The following is a 22,124-nucleotide window of genomic DNA, read 5'->3' on the forward strand; positions in this document are numbered from 1 at the left end:
AAAGCGATTACAATGGAAACGTTTGCATCATTTATTGTAGTATTGAGGCTCCTTCTCGTCAACCATATTTTGACCTGTTTTCATCATGAATTTTGCGGCTCAAGCTGGTTTTCTCCAGCAGCATCTAGCTCTAACAAATAAAGGGAATCAGTCATCCAGATGACCGATTCCCTTACTAAGGTTTACATGTATGGTATGGCCGTTGCCTGTAAATAGGGCTAATGGAATTGCTGAAGCTGGTCGGCCGCAAGCACAATGCTGCCTAATAGCGAACCGTTAACTCATAACGTCCCGACAGCAGCTCAAGTTCAAGCATGCTATCAACCAGGCCGCAGCGAATGATGCCGTCCGGCATGCAGCTTGAAGCTGCTCCTCCCCATATCTCTACACCATCGATCAGGAGACCGGTAATGGGGCGGGAGCTCGGTGATGCCAATGCAGCGGTAGCGCTCATCGTGCAGGGCAGCTCAAGCCGCATCCGAATGCCGGATTCGCTGACCCGCTCCCAGCGCACGGCGATCTTGCCTCTTACGGTGGAAACGGTAGCCTCGGCAAAGTCCAGATCCGGCGCGAAAAAGGGGCGAATTCGTGCCGTCGCGAATCCGGGAGCTCCGCTCTGAATCCCGCAGACATACTCCTGCAGCAAGCGGGCGGGATAACCGTTCCATGCATGGCAATGGGACTCGATATCATCCCAGCCTTCCCACATGGTCTCGGCTCCTTGTGCAATCATGTAGCCCCACCCCGGATAATCCGGTTTACTCAGCAAATGGTAGGCCTGATCCTGCAATCCCTCCTCGAACAAAAGACGGAGCAGCGGGAGCGACAATACCGTCTTGCTCTCCCACGGTTTGCCTGCCACGGCCTTCAATGCAGCCTCCCGGTCCTTCTGCGGCAGCAGCCCTGCATATAATGCCAACGCATTAACGCCTTGGTGGGTGGCAGTCGATCCCGAGCTGTCATGCAGCAGCTTGCCGGAGCCATCGTACAGCCCATTCAGGACGCTGACTTGCAGCTTCTGGGCATGGGTAGCATACGCTGCACTGTCATCTGCCCGGTTCAGCAAGGCAGCGGCTTCGGACAGAATCCGCAACGCCTGCCATGCCTTGATCTGCTGCACGGTCAGATGTTCGCCTTCATGCTCAACCGTCGGGTAGGGCCAATCGCTAATATGCCATCCGCGGCCAACCGGAATCAGGCCTGTTGCCGGCGATATCAGCGATAGATAACCCTCGATCATGACCCGGAGCGGTTCATAATATCGCGAGAGCAGCTCCGTATCTCCGCTAAACTGGTAAAGCTTCCACAGCAAGGTCGCATAATGCAGGTCCCATTCCGGGATTTGAATGAAAAAGTCTGGATGCTCGTAGTTCGATGGGAACACAAAAGGGAAGGAGCCGTCTTCCAATTGGCCGTCCGCAAAGTCCTGCAGCGTCTTATCCAGCACCGGATAGGCATCGAAGTTATAGAGCAGCGTCTCGGCTTGGAGATCGGTATCCGCGAGATACTGCGCCTGTTCCCGATGCGGGCAATCGACCACTTGGCCCAGCACATTATTGCGCTGCGTCTGCAGGCAAACGTCGTACAGCTTGTTTAAGAAGTCAGACGAACACCGAAAATGCCCCGTACGTGCCATGGCCGTACCTGCTGAGCAAATTCGCAGCTGGCCTTCCTCAATCGGTTGCGGATAGCCGGTAACCTCCACATAACGAAAGGCTTTAAAGCTGAAATCCGGCTGCCAATATTCGATCCCCCCGCGTCCATGCATCGTATACAGGTCGTAATAATGATGCGAAGTCTCGTTGCACACTTGATGAACGACCCGCCCGCTGCCATCGAGCGTTTCGGCATACCGCAGCCGTACCGTGACGCCTGCCATACCGGGCAAGGCCAATTGCGGCCAGCCCGATATGATTTTGCCAGCGTCGAATACCTGAATGAGCCCCTCCTCCCCGTTTACGAACGACGGCGCCGCTGCCACGGATGGAATGATGGACTCCAGCTCTTCCGCCTCGGGGAGCTGCTGCCAATGGAGTGACCATTGCTGTGCGGATGGATGAGCAAGAACAACCGAACTGCAGCGTTCCTCTCCAACATCGGGCTGCAGCCAGTTCGGTTCCAGAAGAGCCGCATCATAGTCCTCTATAGACGATAAGCGGCGATTCTGCTGATAAGGAGACCCGATGCGATGCGGAATCTGCCTTAAGGCCTGCCATGTCAGATCCGATACAACCATTTGCTCCGTCCCGTCCTCATGCTCCACGTGCAGCTGGAGCAGCATTCCCGGGACGCCGTTCACGTAATTCTGGCCGCTTCCGCCCAAATAATGAGCGGCAACGCCGATGCAGTTGGAACCGATCGACAAGAGGGGGGCCACATCATAAGCCAAATAATATTTGCGGTGAGGCACCCCCGTCGGTGCGGGTGAACCATAGCCTCCAACCCGTTGTCCGTTGACGAACAATTGGAATACATGGTGGGCGGATACGAATATTTTGGCCCGCGCAACGGCTCCCCGGAGATCAAAGGATTTGCGGAAATAGGCAAAATCATTAAGCTTCATCTCCTCGGACCGCCATATCCATTCGGCACTCCAATCGCCGGGAAACAAGCCCGTATCCCAATATGCCGGTACGCTTTCGCTTTCCTTTCCCTGACGGTCCCAGACCGTAACCCGCCACCAGTAACGCGTATTGCTCTGCAGCGGCGGACCATCATACAGAAGGCTTAGGCTTTGGCCACTCCGCCTGCCGCTGTCCCACACCAAATCTTCGTCGTCCCTGTTAGAGAGACCCTCCGCGGAAAGGGACACCCTCACCCTGTAAGCCGCGCACGCCTCTCCGCGCCAATCGCTCTCCAGCAGCCAGGAAAAACGGGGAGAAGACACATCCAGCCCCAATGGATTCTCCAGACCATGCACAAGCGGTTTTTGTATCGTAAGCACGCTGCTTCTCCCCTTCCAGATTGTCTATCGGGCGTTAGACTCCATCCATCATGGATTCGTTTGATCATGCGGCACGTTCACCTCGGTCACGGCCGCGGTTTCATTGCCGGCTTGATCCGTGACCGTATAAGTGATCGTGTAGGTCCTGCCGGAGCCTGCACCCGATCTTGCCGCGCGCAAGCTGAATGAGGTATCCATCGTGCCCAGCTCCGCACCCTGAATATCCTCCGCTTGCAGCTCCTCATTACTTGTAATGGAGGACAGCACGACGGAACCGATATCCGAGCCCGAATCGCTGGCGTCGACGGAAGCCGTGACCTGGACCAGCTTCTGGTTAGGCGGCCACAACTTAACCGGATCCGCCGTTACGGTCGCCACGGGCGCGGTCTGGTCGATCTTCAAGGTCAACGACTTGATGGAACCCGGTTCCCCGGCTGGACTCATCGTCCGATAGTCCAGCCCATGAATCCCGTCCGTATTCATGATGATTTCAGAACCGTACGTCTGCCATTCTCCGTCATTCACGCGATACTGAATGCCGTAGCCGTCCGGCATGCCATTCGCTGCGCCGAGCTTCACGGTTACCGGGCTTCGGTACCAGCCGTCGTTGCCATCCGGCTGCTCCGGCGTCATAGCGGCGGTAAGCTCTGCCGTCTCCATGCCGTCGGCCAAACCGATGCCGTCCACATGGAAATATCCTCCTTGCCAATGCACCCGGCTTGCCGGCACAAGCCCGATTTTAATTTTGGTGATCCGGTCCTTAAAGGCCCAATCCCCTAAGTTAACCGCCAGATTGCTCCACTGTTTCGGCGGAACATTCGCCTCTGCTTCCAGCACATGCTGATCGCTGTACACCTTTACCCGAACGGTATAGGATTCGGCCGCAGGCCCGTTCGAAGGATTGATGCCAAAGAACAGGTAGGGTTTGCCCTCGGCATTCAGCGGCTCGTCGAACCGCTTGGCGATGCCTTTGCTGTCGCCCAGCTGCTCTCTGGTCATCACCGTAGCTTTGAGCGTTTGACTGCCGGTCCAGGTGACGGAAGCATCGGTTTCGACGCCGGATACATACTCTGCATGGGTCCAGCCCTCATCGCCGTTCTCAAAATCAAACAGCATTTCCGCGCCCTCCAGCTGTTCCGGAGGAAGTACGGCCGCTTGCGCCGTATCCGGTATCTCCCGCCGAGCAAGCATGCCGGCATCGAAGGATGGCGCGATATCCTGCCAGTCGGCGATGCCGATGATCGGCTTCGCGAATTCCGTCACCTCCAGCGAACGTTCCGTGTCGATATACTTAAAGACATCATACACCAGCTTGTGCTCTGCAGGGATGCTGGCGCCCCTGCTCGTATCCGGATCATGCGTCCACAATCCGAGATTCAAGCCGTACTCTTCGGCATGGTCCACATGCCGATGCAGAATGAAGGAGTCGATGCCGTCCAGGAAGTCCGTAATGTAATAGGCATACGCATAAGCTGCCGCCTGCAGCTGCTGGCCTTCCGGCGAATTGTCGCCGCTGTGGAAGCCCTGCTCCGACAGGATAATCCGGCGCGCCTCATCGCCGTACATGAACTTCGGCTGCTTCATGTAATCAACGAGGACGTGCAGGTTTTTAAACGTGATTTTCGGCGTATCGAACTGCTCGAGCGACTGCGGCGCAACCCAGGCTCTCGGATCGAACAGGTTTTCCGGGTAAGGATGATAAGCGATATGCCACGGAATGTCGCCCGCTGCGGCGATCTCCGACTGAAGCGTATCGATGATCGATCGGCCGTCGAACGAGCCGATCTGCGTGGACGGCAGCTGCTGATCCCAGTTATGCGTCAGCGAAATATACACTCTGGCGTTGCTGTAAAAGCTTTTTACGACGGTATTCGTTATTCTCACGGTCCGGGCATAATCCTGAACGAACGCTCTGACCGTTTTATCGTTGCCCATATTGTACCAGGTCTCCGCGGCGTCCACCTCGTTGCCAACGATGTAATTGACGGCTCTGCCGTATTTCTCGTCCTCGCGCGAGTAGCGCTCCGCCAGGAAAGCGGTGATGGCTTTATAATACTTCGTTCCTAGCTCATCCGTCGTGTTAAATGCATAGACGATGCCTTCCGTGGCATCCGGATGGAGCAAATACCGGTTAGGCGTGGTATCGTCCATTCCCCCCTTATACATGAGGAGGATCAGGGATACCGTCACTCCGTTATCGGACAAACTCTTGATGGAATTATCCCGCTCCTCGATCCAATCCTTCTTGAAGTAGAAGGTCTCCCCTTCGTAGGAATATTCGAACGTATTGGCCGGATTGACGGCCCCGTTCATGTACAGGGCGTTATTGTAATCCACGTTCAGTGCGGCATGGCTGATGCCGAGGTCCTCCGCATCGCCGACCATCTGCACCTGCAGCCCCTTCTTGCTCTTCGCCACTGGGAACGGATACGTATTCGGCGCAAGTATCTCGGGATTGCTTACGTATTTGGCGTGGTCCACGAGCTCCAGCGATCCGTCCGGAAGCATGGCCGCGACCGCAAATTTGGATTGCAGGCGGGTACGTCCCTCTTCTCCTGCCAGATCCAGCTCAAACATAAATTGTTCTTGCACCGCTTGCTCGGCAATCGGCTCTCTGTTCGCCAGATCCCTTTCGGATTCATAGGGCTGCAGCTCAAACAATTGGAGCTCTCCGCCTTCATAAAGCTCCGCTTCCCCGGGCTTTAATGCGCCCTCGATCACGATCCGATCCCGGGAGGCCGCGATCTCATGCCTCGTAAGCTCCCCGGGGAAAACCTCGATCGGTGCCAGCTGTTTGAATCGGATCTGATCGATGCCGACCTCTCCCGTGCTTGCCCCTCCGTCGCTCAAGAACGTCAACCGGAACTGCTTCAGGCTGCCGCTCCACTCCGGATGCAGCGACAGATTAAATTCCTGTTCAACGGATTGGCTGTTATTCGCTTCGATGTCGAACACCTCCGACTTCGCTTCATCCCAATCGGGGCTTTCCTCCGTAATCCATTCGACCTTCACTTTGTTGAATGGCGACTCGTTCCTCCATTTGACGCTTAATGTATTGTAATGATCGATATCCTGGATGATCACCGGAGATTGCAATACGGGAGCGGCACCCGCCGGTGTCAATCGGAGCTCTCCGCCGGCTACGTCCACCTCGGCGCCTTGGGCGGTAAACCCTTCCGTTTCCCCGTCCACGTTAAAATCCATGCCGATGGCGTTCGATCCGCTGAGATAATCGATCTGGTAATTGCCGCCCCAGAATTCGTATCCCGGATCGCCCGGCTTCAGTCCGCCGTGATCGAAGTTGAGCATGAACGCGAATTCGATCTTGGTGACGTGGTCCCGCTGGGCCCAATCCTTGACGGGCACCGCCACTTTGCTCCAGCTGTTCGGATTGATTTGGGCAATGCTCTCATAGGAATCTTCGCCGCTGAACAGGGTAACCTTGATCAGATAGTCCTCCGTCTGCCACCCGTAGCAGTTGGCCGCAAACGTCAGATAGTTCACGCCCGACAAGTCGAGCGGCTGATCGAAATCCCTGGATACCGTTCTCCATTCATAAGCCTTGACTTCATCCGACCACACCTCGAGCACATGGCTTCCCTCATATGAAGAATTCGGGCCGTTGGCATAACGGTCGGCGTAGGTGGCTTTCTCCGCCCCCGCTCCGCTGGTCCATTTTCCCGGCTGGTTTACCGCATCGGGCTCGTTAAAATCGTCAATGACAATCGAAGGCGTGTAACCCGTCACGTTCAGCACATGGGGTGATGCCTTTAAATCCGGATCATACGTGCCCGCAAACGCGATCCCGGCGGGATACGCTTGCAGGGTGAGCGCCAGCAGGACGGAATACAGCAGCAGCCTTTTAAACCCCTTCAACTTCATTACGCTTGTTCCTCCTCAAAATGGATTCTGTTGATACGATTACCGCAGTTCGACGCCATTCACCCCCTTTCCAACCCCCTATTCGCTCGTCTCCAAGCCGATCGCCTTAATCTCTGATTCTAAGCACAAGCTCCGTCCCGTCGATCGCTTTCACGGTAATTCCCTCCGGAATCGTGAGCTCGTATTTCAGCTTCCCTCCCTTCCCTCTCTTCCAGCTTCCTTCCATCATGCCAAAGCGCGTCGGCACAGCGCCTTCCGCCCAATCGAGATCACCGGCATGCGGAGCAAGATATACCTCCTGATCGCCGAGTCTGCTTAAATCAAGGCCCAACACGGATTGCGTCAAAATATAACTCGGCGATGCGCCCCAGCCGTGACTAAAGCTCACGGGAATATGATCAACTAAATAAGTTGGCGTATTGCCTTGATAAGCGCTCGGCACGGTACAGGCCGGCGTTGACGGATCATACGTCTCCCACCAGGTCGTCGCTCCCCGGTCCAGCATGCCGCCCCAATAGCTTCTTATGATTTCCAGGGCGCGGTCTACGCGTCCTTTGCTCATCAGCATCTCCAGAACCACATGATAGAAAAAAGCGCCTCTTAACGGCGGCAGCTTTCCGCCGTCGTACCATTCGTCCAGGAAGCGGTCCTCTTCCGCCGGGTCCATCAGGCCGGACCATATCGCCGCAAAGTTGGTCTGAGCCGTGATCTGCTTCGATAATCCGTCCGATCCGATGCAATCCGCAAACACGATCTCGCCAGGGGGCCGCATCTGCTCCCTTATGGCAGCGCGAAGCCGGACCGCCTGGTCGTTCCACTGCCCTGCCAGTTCACCGTGTCCAACCTCTTGCGCCAGCTCCGCCGCCAACCCGAGCGCCTTGTAATAGAAGCAGGAGACGGCCGTCACCCGATCGCGCCGGTCGATGTAATCGGCCCAGTCGATAAAGCACCACCAGCCAGGCCGGTCGGCGCCGGCAAACAGGCCATCCCGATCCTCCTGCAGCGCGAACCACGCCATCAACCGCGTAATGGCCGGCCAGATTTCTTCCAGGAAACCGCGGTCCTTCGTATACAGCCAGTGGGAATGCACGCCGAACAACCAATGCGCGCAGAAATCGGGCAGCAGAAACGAGTTTCGTTCCGGGCCGGTACCGGGTATGGAGCCGTCGTCGTTCTGAATCCGCGCCCCTTGCAAGAGACATTTGCGCAGCAGCCGATCGTCTCCGAACGCATGGTAGATGACTTTGCCCATGACCACGGCATCGGCTACCCAGAGCGCCTTCTCGCGCAGCGGACAATCCTCCAGATGGTCCTGGCTGTTCACCAGCGTCGTATACGCCCCGACCTCCCAAATCCGGTTCAGACGCTCATCGCTGCAGCGAAAAAAGCCGGATTCGTCAAACGGATAGTGGACGGATTCGACGCCGAAGCGCGATATCGTCAGCGCGGCCGGCGTCGCCTGTGCCGTAACCTGAAGGAAACGGAAAGCCCGGCGGCCAAAGGGCTTCAGCCGATTTCGCCCCTTGCGCAGGATGAAAGTGTCATACAACTGCAGCTCCAGCGATTCTCCGTACGACAGCTGGATCACGCCGCCCTCGGGTGCGTCCAGCTCCAGCTCGGGATACCCCACGATTTCGCTAGCAAAGTCATACACAACACCCGGCAGCGAGCCGGGCATACTGGCATCAAGCGTCCAGTCCGTTGTACCTGCCGCTAACCCGCCTGGATCTCTTTCTTTTCCCGCTGAGTCCTCTGGCAAGCCAATAACTTCTTGACTCGAAGGGGCATGCTCCGGCGTACCGAACGCTTCCGTGCTGCCTAAGCGATTCCGCAGCATGCCGGACTCCCCCAGGCTGACGCCGAAATTGGTCTCGGTCCGCACGATCGCGGCCGGACTGACCCATTCCCTGTGCAGCGGAGGAATCTCCCGCGGAAGCAGTCGCGGCCATGGCGAATCCGGATCCAATGCTTTGGCGATAACCACCGCCCCGCTCCAGGAGGAATCGTCGTAAGCGGATTCCTCCCATCCGTCCTCCTGCTCCGCGAGATAAATTTCGCGGAATCCGTTCCACTGATGCTGGCGCGACACCCGGGCCATCCATCTTGGCGATCGCCGGACCTTCCAATCCGCATCCGTGGCGGCCACGCAGAACACTCCGTTCCCCTGCTCGATCTCAAGCTCGGCAATCAATCCCCCCGGCCCTTGCATCTGGCCTGTCACGATATCGGTCGAACCGAAATTGTAGGCGACGATGGCCAGCACATTCCTACCTTTCGCCAGCAGCGGGGTCACATCGATCTCGTCGTAATATTTCCACTGCTGGTCGGCAGGTGAAGGCCCCCTCCCGACCACGGTACCATTGACATAGAGCAAGTACTCCTGGTTGGCTGACACGTACAATCGGCCCGCCATCGGCGCTTCCTGCAAGTCAAAGCTCCTTCTCGCTTCCAGATACACGTTGGCCGTATTCGGGGGGAAATCTCCCCAGATCCAGCTCGCTTGCCAGTGCTCTTTCATCATGCCCTCCCTGCCAGCTCGGCTTCCCCGATGCGAGCTGATTTGATCATGCGGCCATGCTCCAGCTTCCATTCCACCTTAATCAAGCCCCTGGGACTTGGAATCACGCCCCGTGCGGCCGTGAGCCCTCCGATCGCATGAGGCTCGAAAGCGATGCGGGCATATCCGGGCTCAAGCGCGCGAATCCCCAGGACATACCTGGCAATCCAGACCACCGGCGTGCTCGACCAGCTGTGGCACAGACTCATCCGATAGGAATCGTACGCGGTATACGTGGTCAGGGCATGGTGAATATCGCTGCTCGGCGTCAGCCTGATCCCCTCCCAGAACGTGGTTGCTCCCGCATCCAGCATCGTTCCCCAGACCGTAGCGATAACCGCCCACGCCCGTTCGTGCATGCCGTACTCCGAGTAGCATTCCGCCAGCCAGTAGGCGGACAATGGCGTGAGCGGGTCCCTCAGCCGATAGTCGAGGAGAAATCTGCGTGCGCTGTCTTCTCCCACGTACCCGCTCTTAATGCCGATGACCGAGGTGAGCAGCGCGTATGACGGCCCGATGAACTGCTCCTCCTTAAGCTCCGCTTGCGGTTCATCCCAATGGAGCCCAAGCTCCGGCATGTAATCCGCCAGCTGTTTCATTTGGCTCTTCGCCATGCCGTAAATCGCGTTCAGGCACGCCCACGATTCAGACGTCCCCATGGGCGACCATTCGATAAAGGAATGTGCCTCTCTGGCATCCGGCATGAAAATCCCGCTGCACGGATCCGCATTCGCCTTCACCCAAGCGATATGCCGCTGCAGATCCTCACGGATTTCCCATACGAATTCGCGGTCTCCCGTCTCGAAGTAGTAATCCCATATGCTGCTGAGCCACCACAGCGTATAGGAGGGGAGATTGTTCATCCAATAGCCGTAAGGGGTCCGGCCCAGCTCCCGGAGCGACCGCTTCAATACCGAATAATCGTCCCAGAGCGAGTATTCGGTTTTGGCGGCCAGGTAAATATCGTAAGCCCAATTCAGGCGATCCCGCTTGATGCCGTCCCACAATCCGATTTGATGGCAGACCCGGCTGGTATGCACCGACACGTCATAGATGCGCTGTAGAAGGTCGTTGTCCGTCTGCAGCTGCCCCGCCTGGTTCAGCGCTGCACCGGCAGCCTCCAATCGGAGCTCGATATGGAATGTTCCTCCATCGTCCCCGCTTACGTAAATTTGCACGTACCGCATGCCCTGGGGATTCGTTGCCGACAGGCTCCCCGGCGGAATCGCCAACCACTCGGTCATGCATCCGTCATAATGCCGCAGCTCCTGCAAGGATTCAGCGCCATTCCACAGCAAACCGATCTCGGAATCGCCGTGGTTGGTCACCTGCATCCGAACATTGAGCTCATGGGGCAATTCCAGCAGGAGCTTCGGCATCCGGCTCAAATCCAGCTCTTTCTGCTGAGTCCTGCGTTCCTTCCATTCGCCCTGCTTCAGAAGATGATAAAAAATATGCCGTTCATTCCGGGACTCAACTTTGCCTAGGATGATTCGCCCTCCGGCCGTTCCATTCAGCTGAATTACACCATCTATGCCGCTGACCGCTTCCACTCCGGCTGCGGACATGACTCTTATGCCTTGAACAGGCTCGACCACGATATCGCCGTATCCTCCGGCAATAAACCAAGGAGGCGCATGATCCAGGTCTCCGAAGGGCTCCTCGCCCCAAACGCATACCACCTCCGCCGGACCGTCCCCGGCCTCCCAGGTATCATCCGTTGCCAGCCATAAGCCTTCGCTTCCGCTCAAGTAGGCGATGCATCCCACCGAGCGGTCATGCAGATGCATATTGATGGGATGCATCGGCATCGGCTCCGTATTTCGGAGCTCGATTCGGAGCGTATAGGCTCCAGGCTCCAAACCGCCGGGGAGCCCCTCTACCGGATAAAATGCGGACGTATGCCTGGCATGCTCCGGGAAATGGCCGATCACGGCATCGTTCAGCCTGATTTCGGCTTCTCCCGTACAGGCGATTCTCATCTCAAGCTGCTCAACCGCGGCATGCAGGACAAAGGTTTTTTCCAGTACGACATGCCGCCGGCCCTCACGTTCCCTGTGCCAGATCCAGCTGGGTATCTTCTCCGCTTGCCTGTGTATATTCATCCATCTCTCTCCATTTGGTCCGTCGTTTTATATTTTTAAAGCCCCTTGCGTAACGCCTTGAATGTAATACTTCATCCCGAAGCTGAACAGCAGCACCAGCGGAATCGCCGAAATGATGTACGCCGCGAATTCCACGCCCATGTTGGAGATGCCGAACTGGTTCGTGAATTGCGTAAGCCCGACGCCAATCATCTGGATGCTGTTCGATTTAATGGTCAAAAGCGGCCAGATGTAATCGTTATAGATCCCGACGGACTGCATGATCATCAAGGTCATGAGGACGGGAACGGACAGAGGCAGCACCATTCTCGTGAACACCACGAACTCTCCCGCACCGTCGATTTTGGCGGCATCAAACAGCTCGTTGGAAATGCCCGCCATGAAGCTCCTGCACAGAAAGGTGCCGAAAATCTGTCCGCCCGCGGCCGCGCTGATAATGATGACCCACGGCGTATTCACCAGCCCCAGATTCGCATACAGCACATAAGAAGGGATCAGCGTCATGACGCCCGGTATCATCATGATGGCCAGCATCAGCATGAACAGCACCTCCTTGCCGAGAAAGTCCTTCTTGGCAAAGGTATAGCCCGCAACGGCGGACAGGGCCACGACCAGCGTGCCGCCCACCGCCGCATAGAGCACCGTATTCAAGGTATACCGCCAGATCGCCGCGAAGGCTTCCGCATAATTCGCGGTCTGCGCCGGGATGGGCAGCGTCCAGATGCCTCCCAGAATCTGCGCGTTATTTTTGAAGGATGAAATCAGGGTGAAAGCGATGGGGGCGAGGGTCAACGCAACAAAAACGATAAGCAGCACATAAAGCGCCGACTGCTGAACGAGTCTAGCCTTAGCATTCATGCCGTTTCCCTCCTAATCCGTATTGGTTTTGATGAATTTCATATTGATGACCGTAATCACCATGATGATGGCGAACATGCTGACGCCGAGCGCCGACGCATAGCCCAGGTCATTGAATTTCGTTGCGGCAAAATACATCTGCAGCGCCGGCACGTAGGTCGAATCGGCAGGCCCCCCGCCGGTCACGATCAGGATGGAGCCGAAGTCCTGAATGATGCCGATCAGCGCGAGCACGATCAGCAGCTTGAATTGCCCTGCCAGCAGCGGCAGGTGAATCGCCCGGATAATGCGGAAGGATTTGGCGCCGTCGATTCTCGCCGCTTCGATCACTTCTTCCGGAATGGCTATCAGCCCCGAGTACATCACCAGCAGCTGCAGGATGCCGACGAACGGAAAGCCCATCATAATGATGGCCCACAGCGCCGTATTCGGGTCTCCCAGCCAAGGATGGCTTAGCGAGCCGAGTCCGATCATGCGCAGCAGCTGGTTCACAAGGCCGATGTTCGGATCGTACATGTCCTGCCAGACCAGCAGCATGCCAACGGATGGGATGACCATGGAAATGACGAAAAACGTGCGAAATACATACTGGGACCTTTTGCTTCTCAGATGATAGATCAGCTCCGCCACGATCAGCGGCGGAATGAGAGCCTTGAACAATCCGGTGACGATGAGGATCAGCAGATTGCCCACACCTTTGGTGACGTACGGATCGTTCGCCATTCGCCTGAAATTGTCCAGCCCGATAAACTCGCTTCTGGCCCCGGGATTCCAGTCGTACAAAGAATGAATCAAGCCGGAGAACGCCGGGATATACAGGAATATAATAATAAGCGTAAAGCTGGGGAGCAGCATGGCATACGCCAGTTTGCTCTTCCACAACCGGTGAAGAATGTAAGGTTTTTTGCGCCATAACCAGAAAAATAACAGGGCCGTCAACAGAACGAATACGATCACGGCCGCTACCTGTACCACGGTTTTGACCATCGCCGCCTGTTTGCCTTGCTCCAGCACGGCCCCGACTTCATATTGGAAGACGGCTCCTTTGTCCGAGCCTGCGAAGAGCCGCGTGCCGTCTTTGCTGAACCGGATTTGCTGGCCGGCTCCGGCCTCCTTCGTGCTCCACAACAAATCGCCGTCTTGATTGGCCACGTAATAATTGCCCGAGTAATCCGCTACCCCGATAAACTCCCCGTCATGGGTGACATGAACGGAGGTCACTTTATCCTTGGTCAACAATTCGCCAAGCCTGCTGCCCTCCGCCGAATAGAGGACCGCTTTATTGCTGGACGTTCCGACCACCATCGTTCCGTTATCCGCAACGGAAGCATGAAGAATGTCGCCCTCCAGCGGCGTCTGGAATTGCAGCTCGCCGGCAGGATTGAACAAATAGGCATACTGGTTCGCGGCTCCGGCTGCCAGCCATTGCCCGTTCGGGGATACCGCGGCGCTCTTCACCGCGATGCCGATCGAAATTTCACGCAGCGTCTGTCCTTGTTCGTCCAGGACATGCACCAAACTTTCGTTATGCAGCGTCACGATAGCCAGCTTGCCGTCGGGCGTTGCCGACAGATTCTTGATCATTTTCTTAAAATCCCGCTTCCACAGCTCCTTGCCGTCAGCACTCAGCATATAAAGATGCCGGTCATCGGAAGTGACGAGCATGCGGCCGTCATTCAGGAGGGCGACACCGGTCACGACGTTGTTTGCCATGAATTCGAATCGCTGGGTGCCGTCACGCTGAAGAAGAATGGCACTCGCATTCTGCGTACCGACCGCCACCAGCTCGCCGTCTTCCGATATGGACAAGGCTTTGATCGTAAGGCCCTGCTCCATCGTCCAGATCGGCTCAGAGGCATGGATCGGCTGGGCAAATAGAAATAGCAGCAGCGAAGCCAGCAGGCAGGAATATATTGTTCTCATCACCTTCGTGTTCACACTCCCTTCCATGCCAAGTGAACCCGCAGGACTTCACCGATGAAGGCGAAGTCCTGCGCCTTACAGCCGTTTACAGCCTTCTAATGCTACTGTCTGACAGGCGGCTGACGCTCCGGATTCTCGATATCGGAGAGTTCTTTTTTGCGTTCCTTGAGCATGGCTTCGAATTTGGCGTCAATATCCGCCTGGTACTGCTTCAGCAGCTGATCCACATCGATTTCATCGTTGAAGTATTTGGAGATCAGGCCGATATAGCTCTGCACGGACGGCTGATAGTCATGGAGACCGCGGGCCAACACGTTGCCCGGGCTGTTCAGCCCTTCCGTATTCCCGATCGCGTCAAACGATTCGAACGTCTTCTTCATTTCTTCCGGCAGCTCGATGTCGTTAAGCAGCGGCGCGCCGTTCAGGGAGGCATCTTTGGAATTTTGGACGGCTTCCAGGTACACCTTATACCCTTCCGGGCTGGTCAAATACATCATGAAATCCACGTTCAGGGCCGTTTGCTCCGCATTCTTCTTCACGAAGCCGTAGAAGCCGGTGTAGATGTGAATCGTTCTCGCCGGAGCCTGGACCAGCTCCCCTTCCATGGAAGGCATGTTGAAGAATCCGAAGTCGAAGGATTTCACGCCGCCGCTCTCTCCCGTTTTTTCCGCATCGGCAAAATCCTTGGGAAGCTGCCAATAGGAGGACGGAAGCGCGACCATGGTTGCGGCCTTGCCTGTCAGGAAGAGCTTGTAGGCCTGCTCCTCGGACATGCCCATGAAACCGTCCGGAGCGTAACCGAACAAGGTTTTCAGATTTGTCATGACTTCGCGCCACGCCGGATTGCCCTCGACTTTATACGGGCCGACTTTGTTTTTGATCGCCTGGTACATCCGCAGCTCGTTCGTCGATACTTTGGAACGGGAATCGTTGTACGGGTCGCTCAGGTCGAACTTCCAGTTATCGTCGATGTTTGGCATGTACGTATAATCTTCCGGCTTTGATTTGATCAGCTCCACGTAATCGCGGAAGTACTGGTCCGGATAAATGCGCATGAGCCAGCCCGCCTGACCGCTCCACAGGGAGAGCGCGTTGCCGCCGATCGTGAACGGGATATAACCCGCCGCCTTTAGTTTGTCGTAGGTCGCGATGAGTTCATCGAACGTTTTAGGGGTATCGGTAATCCCCGCTTTCTCGAACATCTCTTTGTTGTACATCCAGAGGATTTGAACCGATTCAAAGTTAAGCGCTTGCAAAGTTTGTAGGTTAGGGTCATCCAGATTAACGCCCATGCCGTCCAAGTTGAAGCTTTCCTTCCAGAGCTTTCCGGTGTAGGGGTTCTCCGTCTCCAGCCAAGGCTTGAAGTCCACGAATTTCTGGTCTTCGTTCAGGTCGCTGTTTTCATTCGTGTTCACAAAATCGGCCTCCGGCTCTCCGGCGGCAAACTGAGCCTGCAGCCATTCGCGGTAACCCTCGGCCGGCTTGATATCCACGACGACCTTCACGTCCGGATGCTTAGCCATGTAAGCGTCGGCTACCTTGCCCCAAACCTCGGCTGAGGCACCGCGCAAGGATATTTGGATCGTGCCGCTTTTAGGTTTTTCCGTATCTTCTCCGGCTGGTTCGGCTGGTGTTTTGTTATCCGTTGGGGTAGGCTGTTCGGATGGTGACGGGCTGGCGGTATTGGGTCCGCTGCTGGTACAGCCCGCTGCGATGATGATCATTAGTGAGGAAATCAAAATGAGGCTTACGATTTTTCTAAAATGGATCATGACGTTCACTCCCCTAAGCGTTTAATGAATTCGCTTACATTTATGTGAAGTCTTAGATGTCTAAATTGGACCCGCATCACTCCCTTCAAGGTTAACAGGGTGCAAAAACGTTTTTGCACCCTTCAAAAAAAAGAATCGTCCAACGAAAATATCCGTTTTCAGGTCGATTCTCTTTCAATGACGGTACACGGCAAAACGATCGTCTGAATATCGTCAAAACGAATTTCGCCGTCAATCAGCTGCATTAACAGCTTCGCTGCTTCCAGGCCCATCTGCCGCATCGGCAGCTCGATCGATGTAATGGATGGCCGGGCCAACTGGGACACGGCCGTGTTATCGAATCCGATCACCGCCAGGTCCTCCGGCACCTTGTAACCCAGCTCCTGAGCCTTCTCGACGACGCGGGAAGCGATCACGTCGCGTCCGGCGATGATGGCGGTAGGACGCTCGACTCTGTTCAGCAGCTTCTCCGTTTCCGTATACCCGCTGTCTTCTTCGAAGGAACCGATCTCCACCAGCCGCTCATCGAACCCGTCGCCTAATTCCTCCATGGCCTGGCGGTAGCCGTTATACCGGTCCAGCGAGGCATCCACTTCCAGCGAGCATGGGGTGATGAGCGCAATCCGGCGATGACCCTTGCCGATCAGATATTTAACGGCTTCATAGGCGCCTTGCTCGTTATCCGCATTGACGCTGTGACACACCCCGGGCATGGTCGGCCTCCCGAGCAGGACAAAAGGAAACCGGTTCTTGATCAGCTCCCCATACGGCTGGTTAATGGCCGCCCCCATCAGGATCAGCCCATCCGCCGATTGCTTGCGGTAGACGTCCAGCAGGTGATCCGCCAATTTATTCGTACTCGGCTTCTGAAAGGACAGCAGCAAATCGTAATTGTTGTCTCCCGTCGCCTCCCCAAGTCCCTTGACGACGTCGAGGAGAATGGTATTCTCCAAACCGTCCACCGTATCCTCGACCACCAGGCCGATGTTGTTCGTCTTCTTCGTAACCAATCCGCGCGCGGATTGGTTCGGCCGGTAATTCAGCTTCTCGATTGCATCGAATATCCGCTTCTTGGTCGCTTCCGCTACATGCGCGGAGCCATTGACCGCAAACGACACGGTACAAACCGCTACGCCGGCCTCACGGGCGACGTCTTTTATGGTTGCTGCCATCATGATCATCCTTATCCAAAATTATTAGGAAAGCATTTGATTAGACTATAAATGCAGAGCTGTAAAACCGCAGAGTTCAAACCACTTATGTAAACGCTATCAGGTATTAGCCGATTACGGCGTTATCGCGTTGAAGAAAGAATCGCCGAATGACGCAATGATTGATGTTCTCATGATGCAAAACGTTTTTGCAAAAACGATTTGTATATAAAATACACCGGGTTATCGGCAGTGTCAATCCTGTTTTTTGTTCTTATTTTATCTATTTCGTAAATGAATAGCTCGTCAACGAACCGCTGTACGTTTGATATAGGTCCGTGATAACTCCTCTAACTTTGCAAACAAAGGATTGATTTCCAGCGGCGATTCCCATAACATTAAACATTATAATGATATAACGTTTAATGTTTGCAAAATCATGGATGCAGGGGGATTTCATATGAAATTTCGTTTCGAGGGCGCTGTTACGGATGTCATGCCAGGCATTGAGCTGCTGCTGGATGAGCTTGGCGTCGAACTTTTGGAAAACGGCATCCCCGTTGAGGTAGCCTTGTCCGATGGCGATCTGGAGGTCGGCAGGGACCGAGACCGCGCCTATATTCGTTACGGACGAAAACATCAATTTTTCCGGGGACTCGGCCTGCTGGTTCAACAAAGCCGCCAAAGCGATTCGTTCCACCTTCACGAACGCCAGCAATTTGACCAAATCGGCCCGATGTTCGACCTGTCCCGCAACGCCGTGCTGACCGTGGACAGCTTTAAGCTCATGCTGAATAAAATGGCCCTGATGGGCATGAACAGCGTGATGCTGTACATGGAGGACACCTACCAGATCGAAGGCGAGCCGTATTTCGGTTATATGCGCGGTCGCTACACGCAGGCGGAGCTGAAAGAGATGGACGATTATGCCGATCAATTCGGCATCGAGGCTTTTCCAAGCATCCAAACCTTGGCGCACCTGGAGGAGTTCCTGAAGTGGGAGCCCATCAAGCATTACCGCGATACGAAGGGTGCCCTGCTCGTCGGCAGCGAGCAGACCGATTCCCTGATTGAACGGATGATCGAGGCTGCCAGCGCTCCGTTCCGCAGCAACAAGATTCATATCGGGATGGACGAAGCGGAGGAGCTCGGACGTGGTAAATATTTGGATCACAACGGTTATGTGAGCCGTTTCGACATTATGATCGCCCATCTGGACAAAGTCCTGGCTGCCGTCCGCAAGCGCGGCCTGAAGCCGATGATGTGGAGCGACATGTTCCTGAAGCTCGCTGCCGGCGGAGGCGGCGATGCGGCGTATTACGACAAGGACACCTCGATCCCGGAGGATATGGCCCGCCGCATCCCGAAGGATGTGGACATGGTGTACTGGGATTATACCCACATGGAGCCGGCGGACTATGAGAAGCTGATCGCCAATCACCGCCCGCTGGGCTGCAACCTCGTGTTTGCCGGAGCCGTCTGGATCTTTAACACATTCGGCGTCAACTACGGGTTGTCCCTGAACGCATCGAATGTTGCGCTTCAAGTGTGCAAGCAGGAAGGAATCCGCGAGGTATACGCCACGATGTGGGGCGACGACGGCAACGAAGGAAATCCGTTCGCGGCGCTGCTCGGTCTGCAGCTTTATGCCGAGCATGCCTACTCGGAACAGGAGCCTTCCCAGGCTCAGTTGGCGGAACGGGTGAAATTCTGTACGGGCATCGACATGGAGGCGTTCCTCCTGCTGAAGGATCTGGACGAGATTCCCGGCCAGGAGCCGAACAACGCCAAGCAGAGCAACCCGTCGAAATTTTTGCTGTACCAGGATGTGCTCCTCGGGATGTTCGACAAACAGATCGAAGGCCTGGACCTCTCGAACCACTATGCCGAGCTGGAGCAAAACCTGCGCGCGAAGCGCGATAGCACAGCCGAGCTGGACTATCTGTTCGAGATGCCGGAGAAGCTGAGCGCCGTCCTCAAACGCAAGAGCGAAATCGGCATTCTGCTGAAGCAAGCCTATGATGCCAAGGACGTCGATACCTTAAGGCATATGGCCAAGAACGTGCTCCCTGCCATCTCCAAAGCCGTGCAAGAGCTGCGCATTGCCCACCGCACGCAGTGGCATCGGATGTTCAAACCCTTCGGCTGGGAGGTCATCGATATCCGCTATGGAGGCGTCATCACCCGCCTGGACACCGCATCGTTCCGCATTCTGGAATACGTGGAGGGACGGACGGCAAGGATCGAGGAGCTAGAGCAGGAACGGCTGGTGTTCAGCACGACCAACCGCGACAACCACAAGGGCGTCGGCTGGTGCAGCCATTATTACCGCATGGCTTCGCCGAACGTGTTCTACCATGTCCTGAATCCTTTTTAAGGGTTCCGGCTGTCGGATTCTGCTGATGCCCTGTCATCAACACATAATAAAAAGCCCCGGTTGCCGGGGCTTTTTTTGCATTTATCGCTGAGGCTTAGGCGATATGCTCTATTCACGCTCTGGATCCGTGCCGCTGCACTTCCTCATACCAATCTCGCACATCCCGGCTAAGCCGTTCCACGATCTCCGGGTAACGGTCCGCCAGGTTGGAGCGCTCCCCGGGATCCCTGGACAGATCGGACAGGTGAATCTGATCCGGAACCACCCGGTCAAAATCGAGTTTCCCGTTCAGCACCAGCTTCCAATCCCCTTCCCGGACAGCCAGTTGGCCTTGATACTCCCAGAATAATTGCTTATGCGGCGACGGCTCGCGCATTTGCAGCATTTCCTTCAGGCTGCTTCCATCCAGCGGTATGCCTTTAAGCGGTCCTGCCGCCGGATCGACGCCGGCCAGATCCAAAAAGGTCGGTGCGATGTCCATCATAGCCGCCACTTCATCTCGCACTTGTCCGCCTTCCCATCCGTTCGGCCAGCTCAATATGGCAGGTTCGCGGATTCCGCCCTCGAACAGGCTTGCTTTATGCCCCCGGAAAATCCCCGCGCTTCCCCCGTAATACACGTCCTCCGTTCCATCCAGCCAGTTCCGGCTCTCGGAGGACGGTCCGTTATCGCTGGAGAAGAAAATGACCGTATCCTCGTAACAGCCGGCTTGCTTCAGCGCTCTCACGATCTCCCCGACGCCGTCGTCCACCGCGGCAATCATGGCGGCCATGACCTGCCGATCCCAAGGCAAATGCGCAAACCGGTCCATGTATTCCTGCGGCGCATGCATCGGATAATGCGGCGCGTTGTACGACGCAAACAAGAAGAACGGAGCCTCCTGCTCCTGCTCCCGCGACCGCTGAATGAAATCAACCGATCGTTCCGTGATCAGCCCGGTCATGTACCGGCCGTTCTCCCAAACCTCCGTTTCGTTCTCCCATAGGTCATGCAGGGGGTTGACGCCATGGGCTTGGCCCCAGTAAAAAATGTGCGAGTAAAAATCGACGCAGCCTGCCTTGAATCCGAAAAACTCATCAAACCCATGCGCATTCGGGCTGGTTTCCTCGGACAAGCCCAAATGCCATTTTCCATACAGCGCCGTCCTGTACCCGGCAGGCTTGAGCGCCTTGGCCAACGTCACCTCGTCCGCAGGCAGTCCATGCGAGCCGCGCTTCGCCCCCAGAATCTCGCCGACTCCCGCTCGGGCCGGGTACTTGCCCGTCAATAAAGAAGCTCGTGAAGGAGAGCAGACCGGGGAATTCGAATACCAATTCGTAAAACGAATGCCTTCATCAGCCAACCCGTCCAGATGCGGGGTTTTCACGGTGTCCGAACCGTAGCATCCAAGATCTCCATACCCTAAGTCATCGCAATAAATCACGATAAAATTCGGTTGTTTCATATCTCCATTCACCTCTACTATGCTCGACTTGTTCCTCATCATCGTACCTTTTGGCGGACGAATACGGAATGCTCCAGCCTTGCAATCGTTATACAATATGTTGCATCATAGCAATAACAAAAGAAATGATCGCTATAGGTGGAAGGAGGACACATGAGTTTAACAGTGAATCAGCGGCCATCCCGAGAAGAATACTTTAACAACCCGGCTCACTTTGAGACACAACTGGGATTATGGATATTCAAATCCGGATCCCACCCCTTTTTCACCGAAAAAGTCGGTCCCCGGTCCGTCGAATTTTATAGTATACATTTCGTTGCCAGCGGCAAGGTGCGGTTCGGATGGGACGGCAGCAGCATCTCCCTCTCGGAAGGCGATCTTTTCTGCCTTTTCCCCGGCTCGGTCTATACGTATGTCAAGGACTGCGACGAGCCGTCCACCATGATCACCTGGACGGCCTTTATGGGCGAGTTGATGCCGTCCATATTGAAGCATGTCGATTTATGTCCGGAACGGCCCTATCGTCAAAATGCCTTCAGGGACGATGCCTTGGCTGTCATCAAGGACATTCAGCGATTGCTCCGGCAGCCCCAGCAGGACCATAGCCTTCAGCTGATGTCGCTGGGATTCCAGTTGATCCACAGCATCGATCCCAACCGGGACCAGCACCTTCCCGCTGCTTCGGCTGCTTCGGACTGGCTCGAGTCCGTCCCCGGATATATGGGGCTTCATTGCACGGAGAACCTATCCGTGGAGGAGCTTGCCGCCTGGGCCGGCGTGCATCGCAGTCACTTCACCCGCGCGTTTACCCGCCGATACGGCATCTCTCCGTCCCGCTACATGCAGCAGTTGATCATGGAGAAAGCGACCCGCCTGTTATCCGCCGAGGGAACCAGCATCACGCAAACCGCTTTATCTCTGGGCTATTCGGATTTGTTTACGTTCTCCCGCGCCTTTACCCGGTATTTCGGAATGACGCCAAGCGCATTCGTGAAAGCGAACCGCTCATCATCGAAAACAAGCGAATAACAGGGAACCGCCATACGATAAACGATAAACGATAAAGGGATCGTCATTATCGATCCTACAGCAACGAAAAGAGGCCATCCGA

The 22,124-nt window shown here is 55.7% G+C and carries 11 protein-coding genes; 2 read left to right on the forward strand and 9 right to left on the reverse strand.

The genetic code is table 11. From position 1 onward, the window contains the following. Positions 1-262: 262 nt before the first annotated feature. The 8 genes from RB297_RS20670 to RB297_RS20705 all read right to left on the reverse strand — a co-directional run bounded on the left by RB297_RS20670 (position 263) and on the right by RB297_RS20705 (position 17,216). On the reverse strand, positions 263-2,944 hold the full coding sequence (locus RB297_RS20670) for a family 78 glycoside hydrolase catalytic domain (protein WP_375121305.1): 2,682 nt from the start codon (positions 2,942-2,944) through the stop codon (positions 263-265). A gap of 48 nt (positions 2,945-2,992) precedes the next feature. Then, positions 2,993-6,826 carry a DUF5722 domain-containing protein gene (locus RB297_RS20675; RefSeq protein WP_375121306.1) on the reverse strand — a complete coding sequence of 1,278 codons (3,834 nt, stop codon included), beginning with the start codon at positions 6,824-6,826 and terminating at the stop codon, positions 2,993-2,995. A 106-nt stretch (positions 6,827-6,932) separates the two neighbouring features. After that, positions 6,933-9,347: an alpha-L-rhamnosidase-related protein gene (locus RB297_RS20680; protein ID WP_375121307.1), complete on the reverse strand. Its 2,415-nt coding sequence runs from the start codon at positions 9,345-9,347 to the stop codon at positions 6,933-6,935. Continuing rightward, the gene (locus RB297_RS20685; protein ID WP_375121308.1) at positions 9,344-11,488 is read right to left on the reverse strand and encodes an alpha-L-rhamnosidase C-terminal domain-containing protein; all 2,145 of its coding nucleotides are present in this window, start codon (positions 11,486-11,488) and stop codon (positions 9,344-9,346) included. The genes RB297_RS20680 and RB297_RS20685 overlap by 4 nt, the downstream gene beginning before the upstream one ends. A 27-nt stretch (positions 11,489-11,515) precedes the next feature. Next, complete coding sequence (locus tag RB297_RS20690; RefSeq protein ID WP_145040227.1) at positions 11,516-12,346, reverse strand: carbohydrate ABC transporter permease; 831 nt, start codon at positions 12,344-12,346, stop codon at positions 11,516-11,518. A 12-nt stretch (positions 12,347-12,358) separates the two neighbouring features. Beyond that, positions 12,359-14,269, reverse strand: coding sequence for an ABC transporter permease subunit (locus tag RB297_RS20695; RefSeq protein ID WP_228469018.1), 1,911 nt, complete (start codon positions 14,267-14,269; stop codon positions 12,359-12,361). 101 nt (positions 14,270-14,370) lie between these two features. After that, complete coding sequence (locus tag RB297_RS20700) at positions 14,371-16,041, reverse strand: ABC transporter substrate-binding protein (protein WP_145040231.1); 1,671 nt, start codon at positions 16,039-16,041, stop codon at positions 14,371-14,373. Between the two features lie 158 nt (positions 16,042-16,199). Next, a complete protein-coding gene (locus RB297_RS20705) occupies positions 16,200-17,216 on the reverse strand; it encodes a LacI family DNA-binding transcriptional regulator (RefSeq protein WP_277747589.1) in 1,017 nt (338 codons plus the stop codon). A 436-nt stretch (positions 17,217-17,652) separates the two neighbouring features. Here RB297_RS20705 and RB297_RS20710 point away from each other — a divergent pair, with 436 nt between their 5' ends. Then, positions 17,653-19,569, forward strand: a complete 1,917-nt coding sequence (locus RB297_RS20710; RefSeq protein WP_375121309.1) for a beta-N-acetylhexosaminidase — start codon at positions 17,653-17,655, stop codon at positions 19,567-19,569. Positions 19,570-19,681: 112 nt separating this feature from the next. Here the strand turns inward: RB297_RS20710 and RB297_RS20715 are convergent, their stop codons facing one another. Further along, entirely contained in the window at positions 19,682-21,013 is a 1,332-nt protein-coding gene (locus RB297_RS20715; protein WP_375121310.1) for a sulfatase-like hydrolase/transferase, read from the reverse strand. A gap of 153 nt (positions 21,014-21,166) precedes the next feature. Here RB297_RS20715 and RB297_RS20720 point away from each other — a divergent pair, with 153 nt between their 5' ends. Next, positions 21,167-22,042 (forward strand): AraC family transcriptional regulator, encoded by an 876-nt coding sequence (locus RB297_RS20720; protein ID WP_375121312.1) that lies wholly within the window; start codon positions 21,167-21,169, stop codon positions 22,040-22,042. The last annotated feature ends 82 nt before the right edge of the window (positions 22,043-22,124 follow it).

Source organism: Paenibacillus sp. CR_12, from assembly GCF_041953985.1.
Classification (GTDB): Bacteria; Bacillota; Bacilli; order Paenibacillales; family Paenibacillaceae; genus Paenibacillus_AQ; species Paenibacillus_AQ lautus_A.

Excerpts from the sequence above, each read along its gene's own strand:
- RB297_RS20675 (WP_375121306.1), bottom strand. The coding sequence starts at position 6,826 with ATGAAGTTGAAGGGGTTTAAAAGGCTGCTGCTGTATTCCGTCCTGCTG.
- RB297_RS20680 (WP_375121307.1), bottom strand. The coding sequence starts at position 9,347 with ATGATGAAAGAGCACTGGCAAGCGAGCTGGATCTGGGGAGATTTCCCC.
- RB297_RS20685 (WP_375121308.1), bottom strand. The coding sequence starts at position 11,488 with ATGAATATACACAGGCAAGCGGAGAAGATACCCAGCTGGATCTGGCAC.
- RB297_RS20690 (WP_145040227.1), bottom strand. The coding sequence starts at position 12,346 with ATGAATGCTAAGGCTAGACTCGTTCAGCAGTCGGCGCTTTATGTGCTG.
- RB297_RS20695 (WP_228469018.1), bottom strand. The coding sequence starts at position 14,269 with ATGAGAACAATATATTCCTGCCTGCTGGCTTCGCTGCTGCTATTTCTA.
- RB297_RS20700 (WP_145040231.1), bottom strand. The coding sequence starts at position 16,041 with ATGATCCATTTTAGAAAAATCGTAAGCCTCATTTTGATTTCCTCACTA.
- RB297_RS20705 (WP_277747589.1), bottom strand. The coding sequence starts at position 17,216 with ATGATGGCAGCAACCATAAAAGACGTCGCCCGTGAGGCCGGCGTAGCG.
- RB297_RS20710 (WP_375121309.1), top strand. The coding sequence starts at position 17,653 with ATGAAATTTCGTTTCGAGGGCGCTGTTACGGATGTCATGCCAGGCATT.
- RB297_RS20715 (WP_375121310.1), bottom strand. The coding sequence starts at position 21,013 with ATGAAACAACCGAATTTTATCGTGATTTATTGCGATGACTTAGGGTAT.
- RB297_RS20720 (WP_375121312.1), top strand. The coding sequence starts at position 21,167 with ATGAGTTTAACAGTGAATCAGCGGCCATCCCGAGAAGAATACTTTAAC.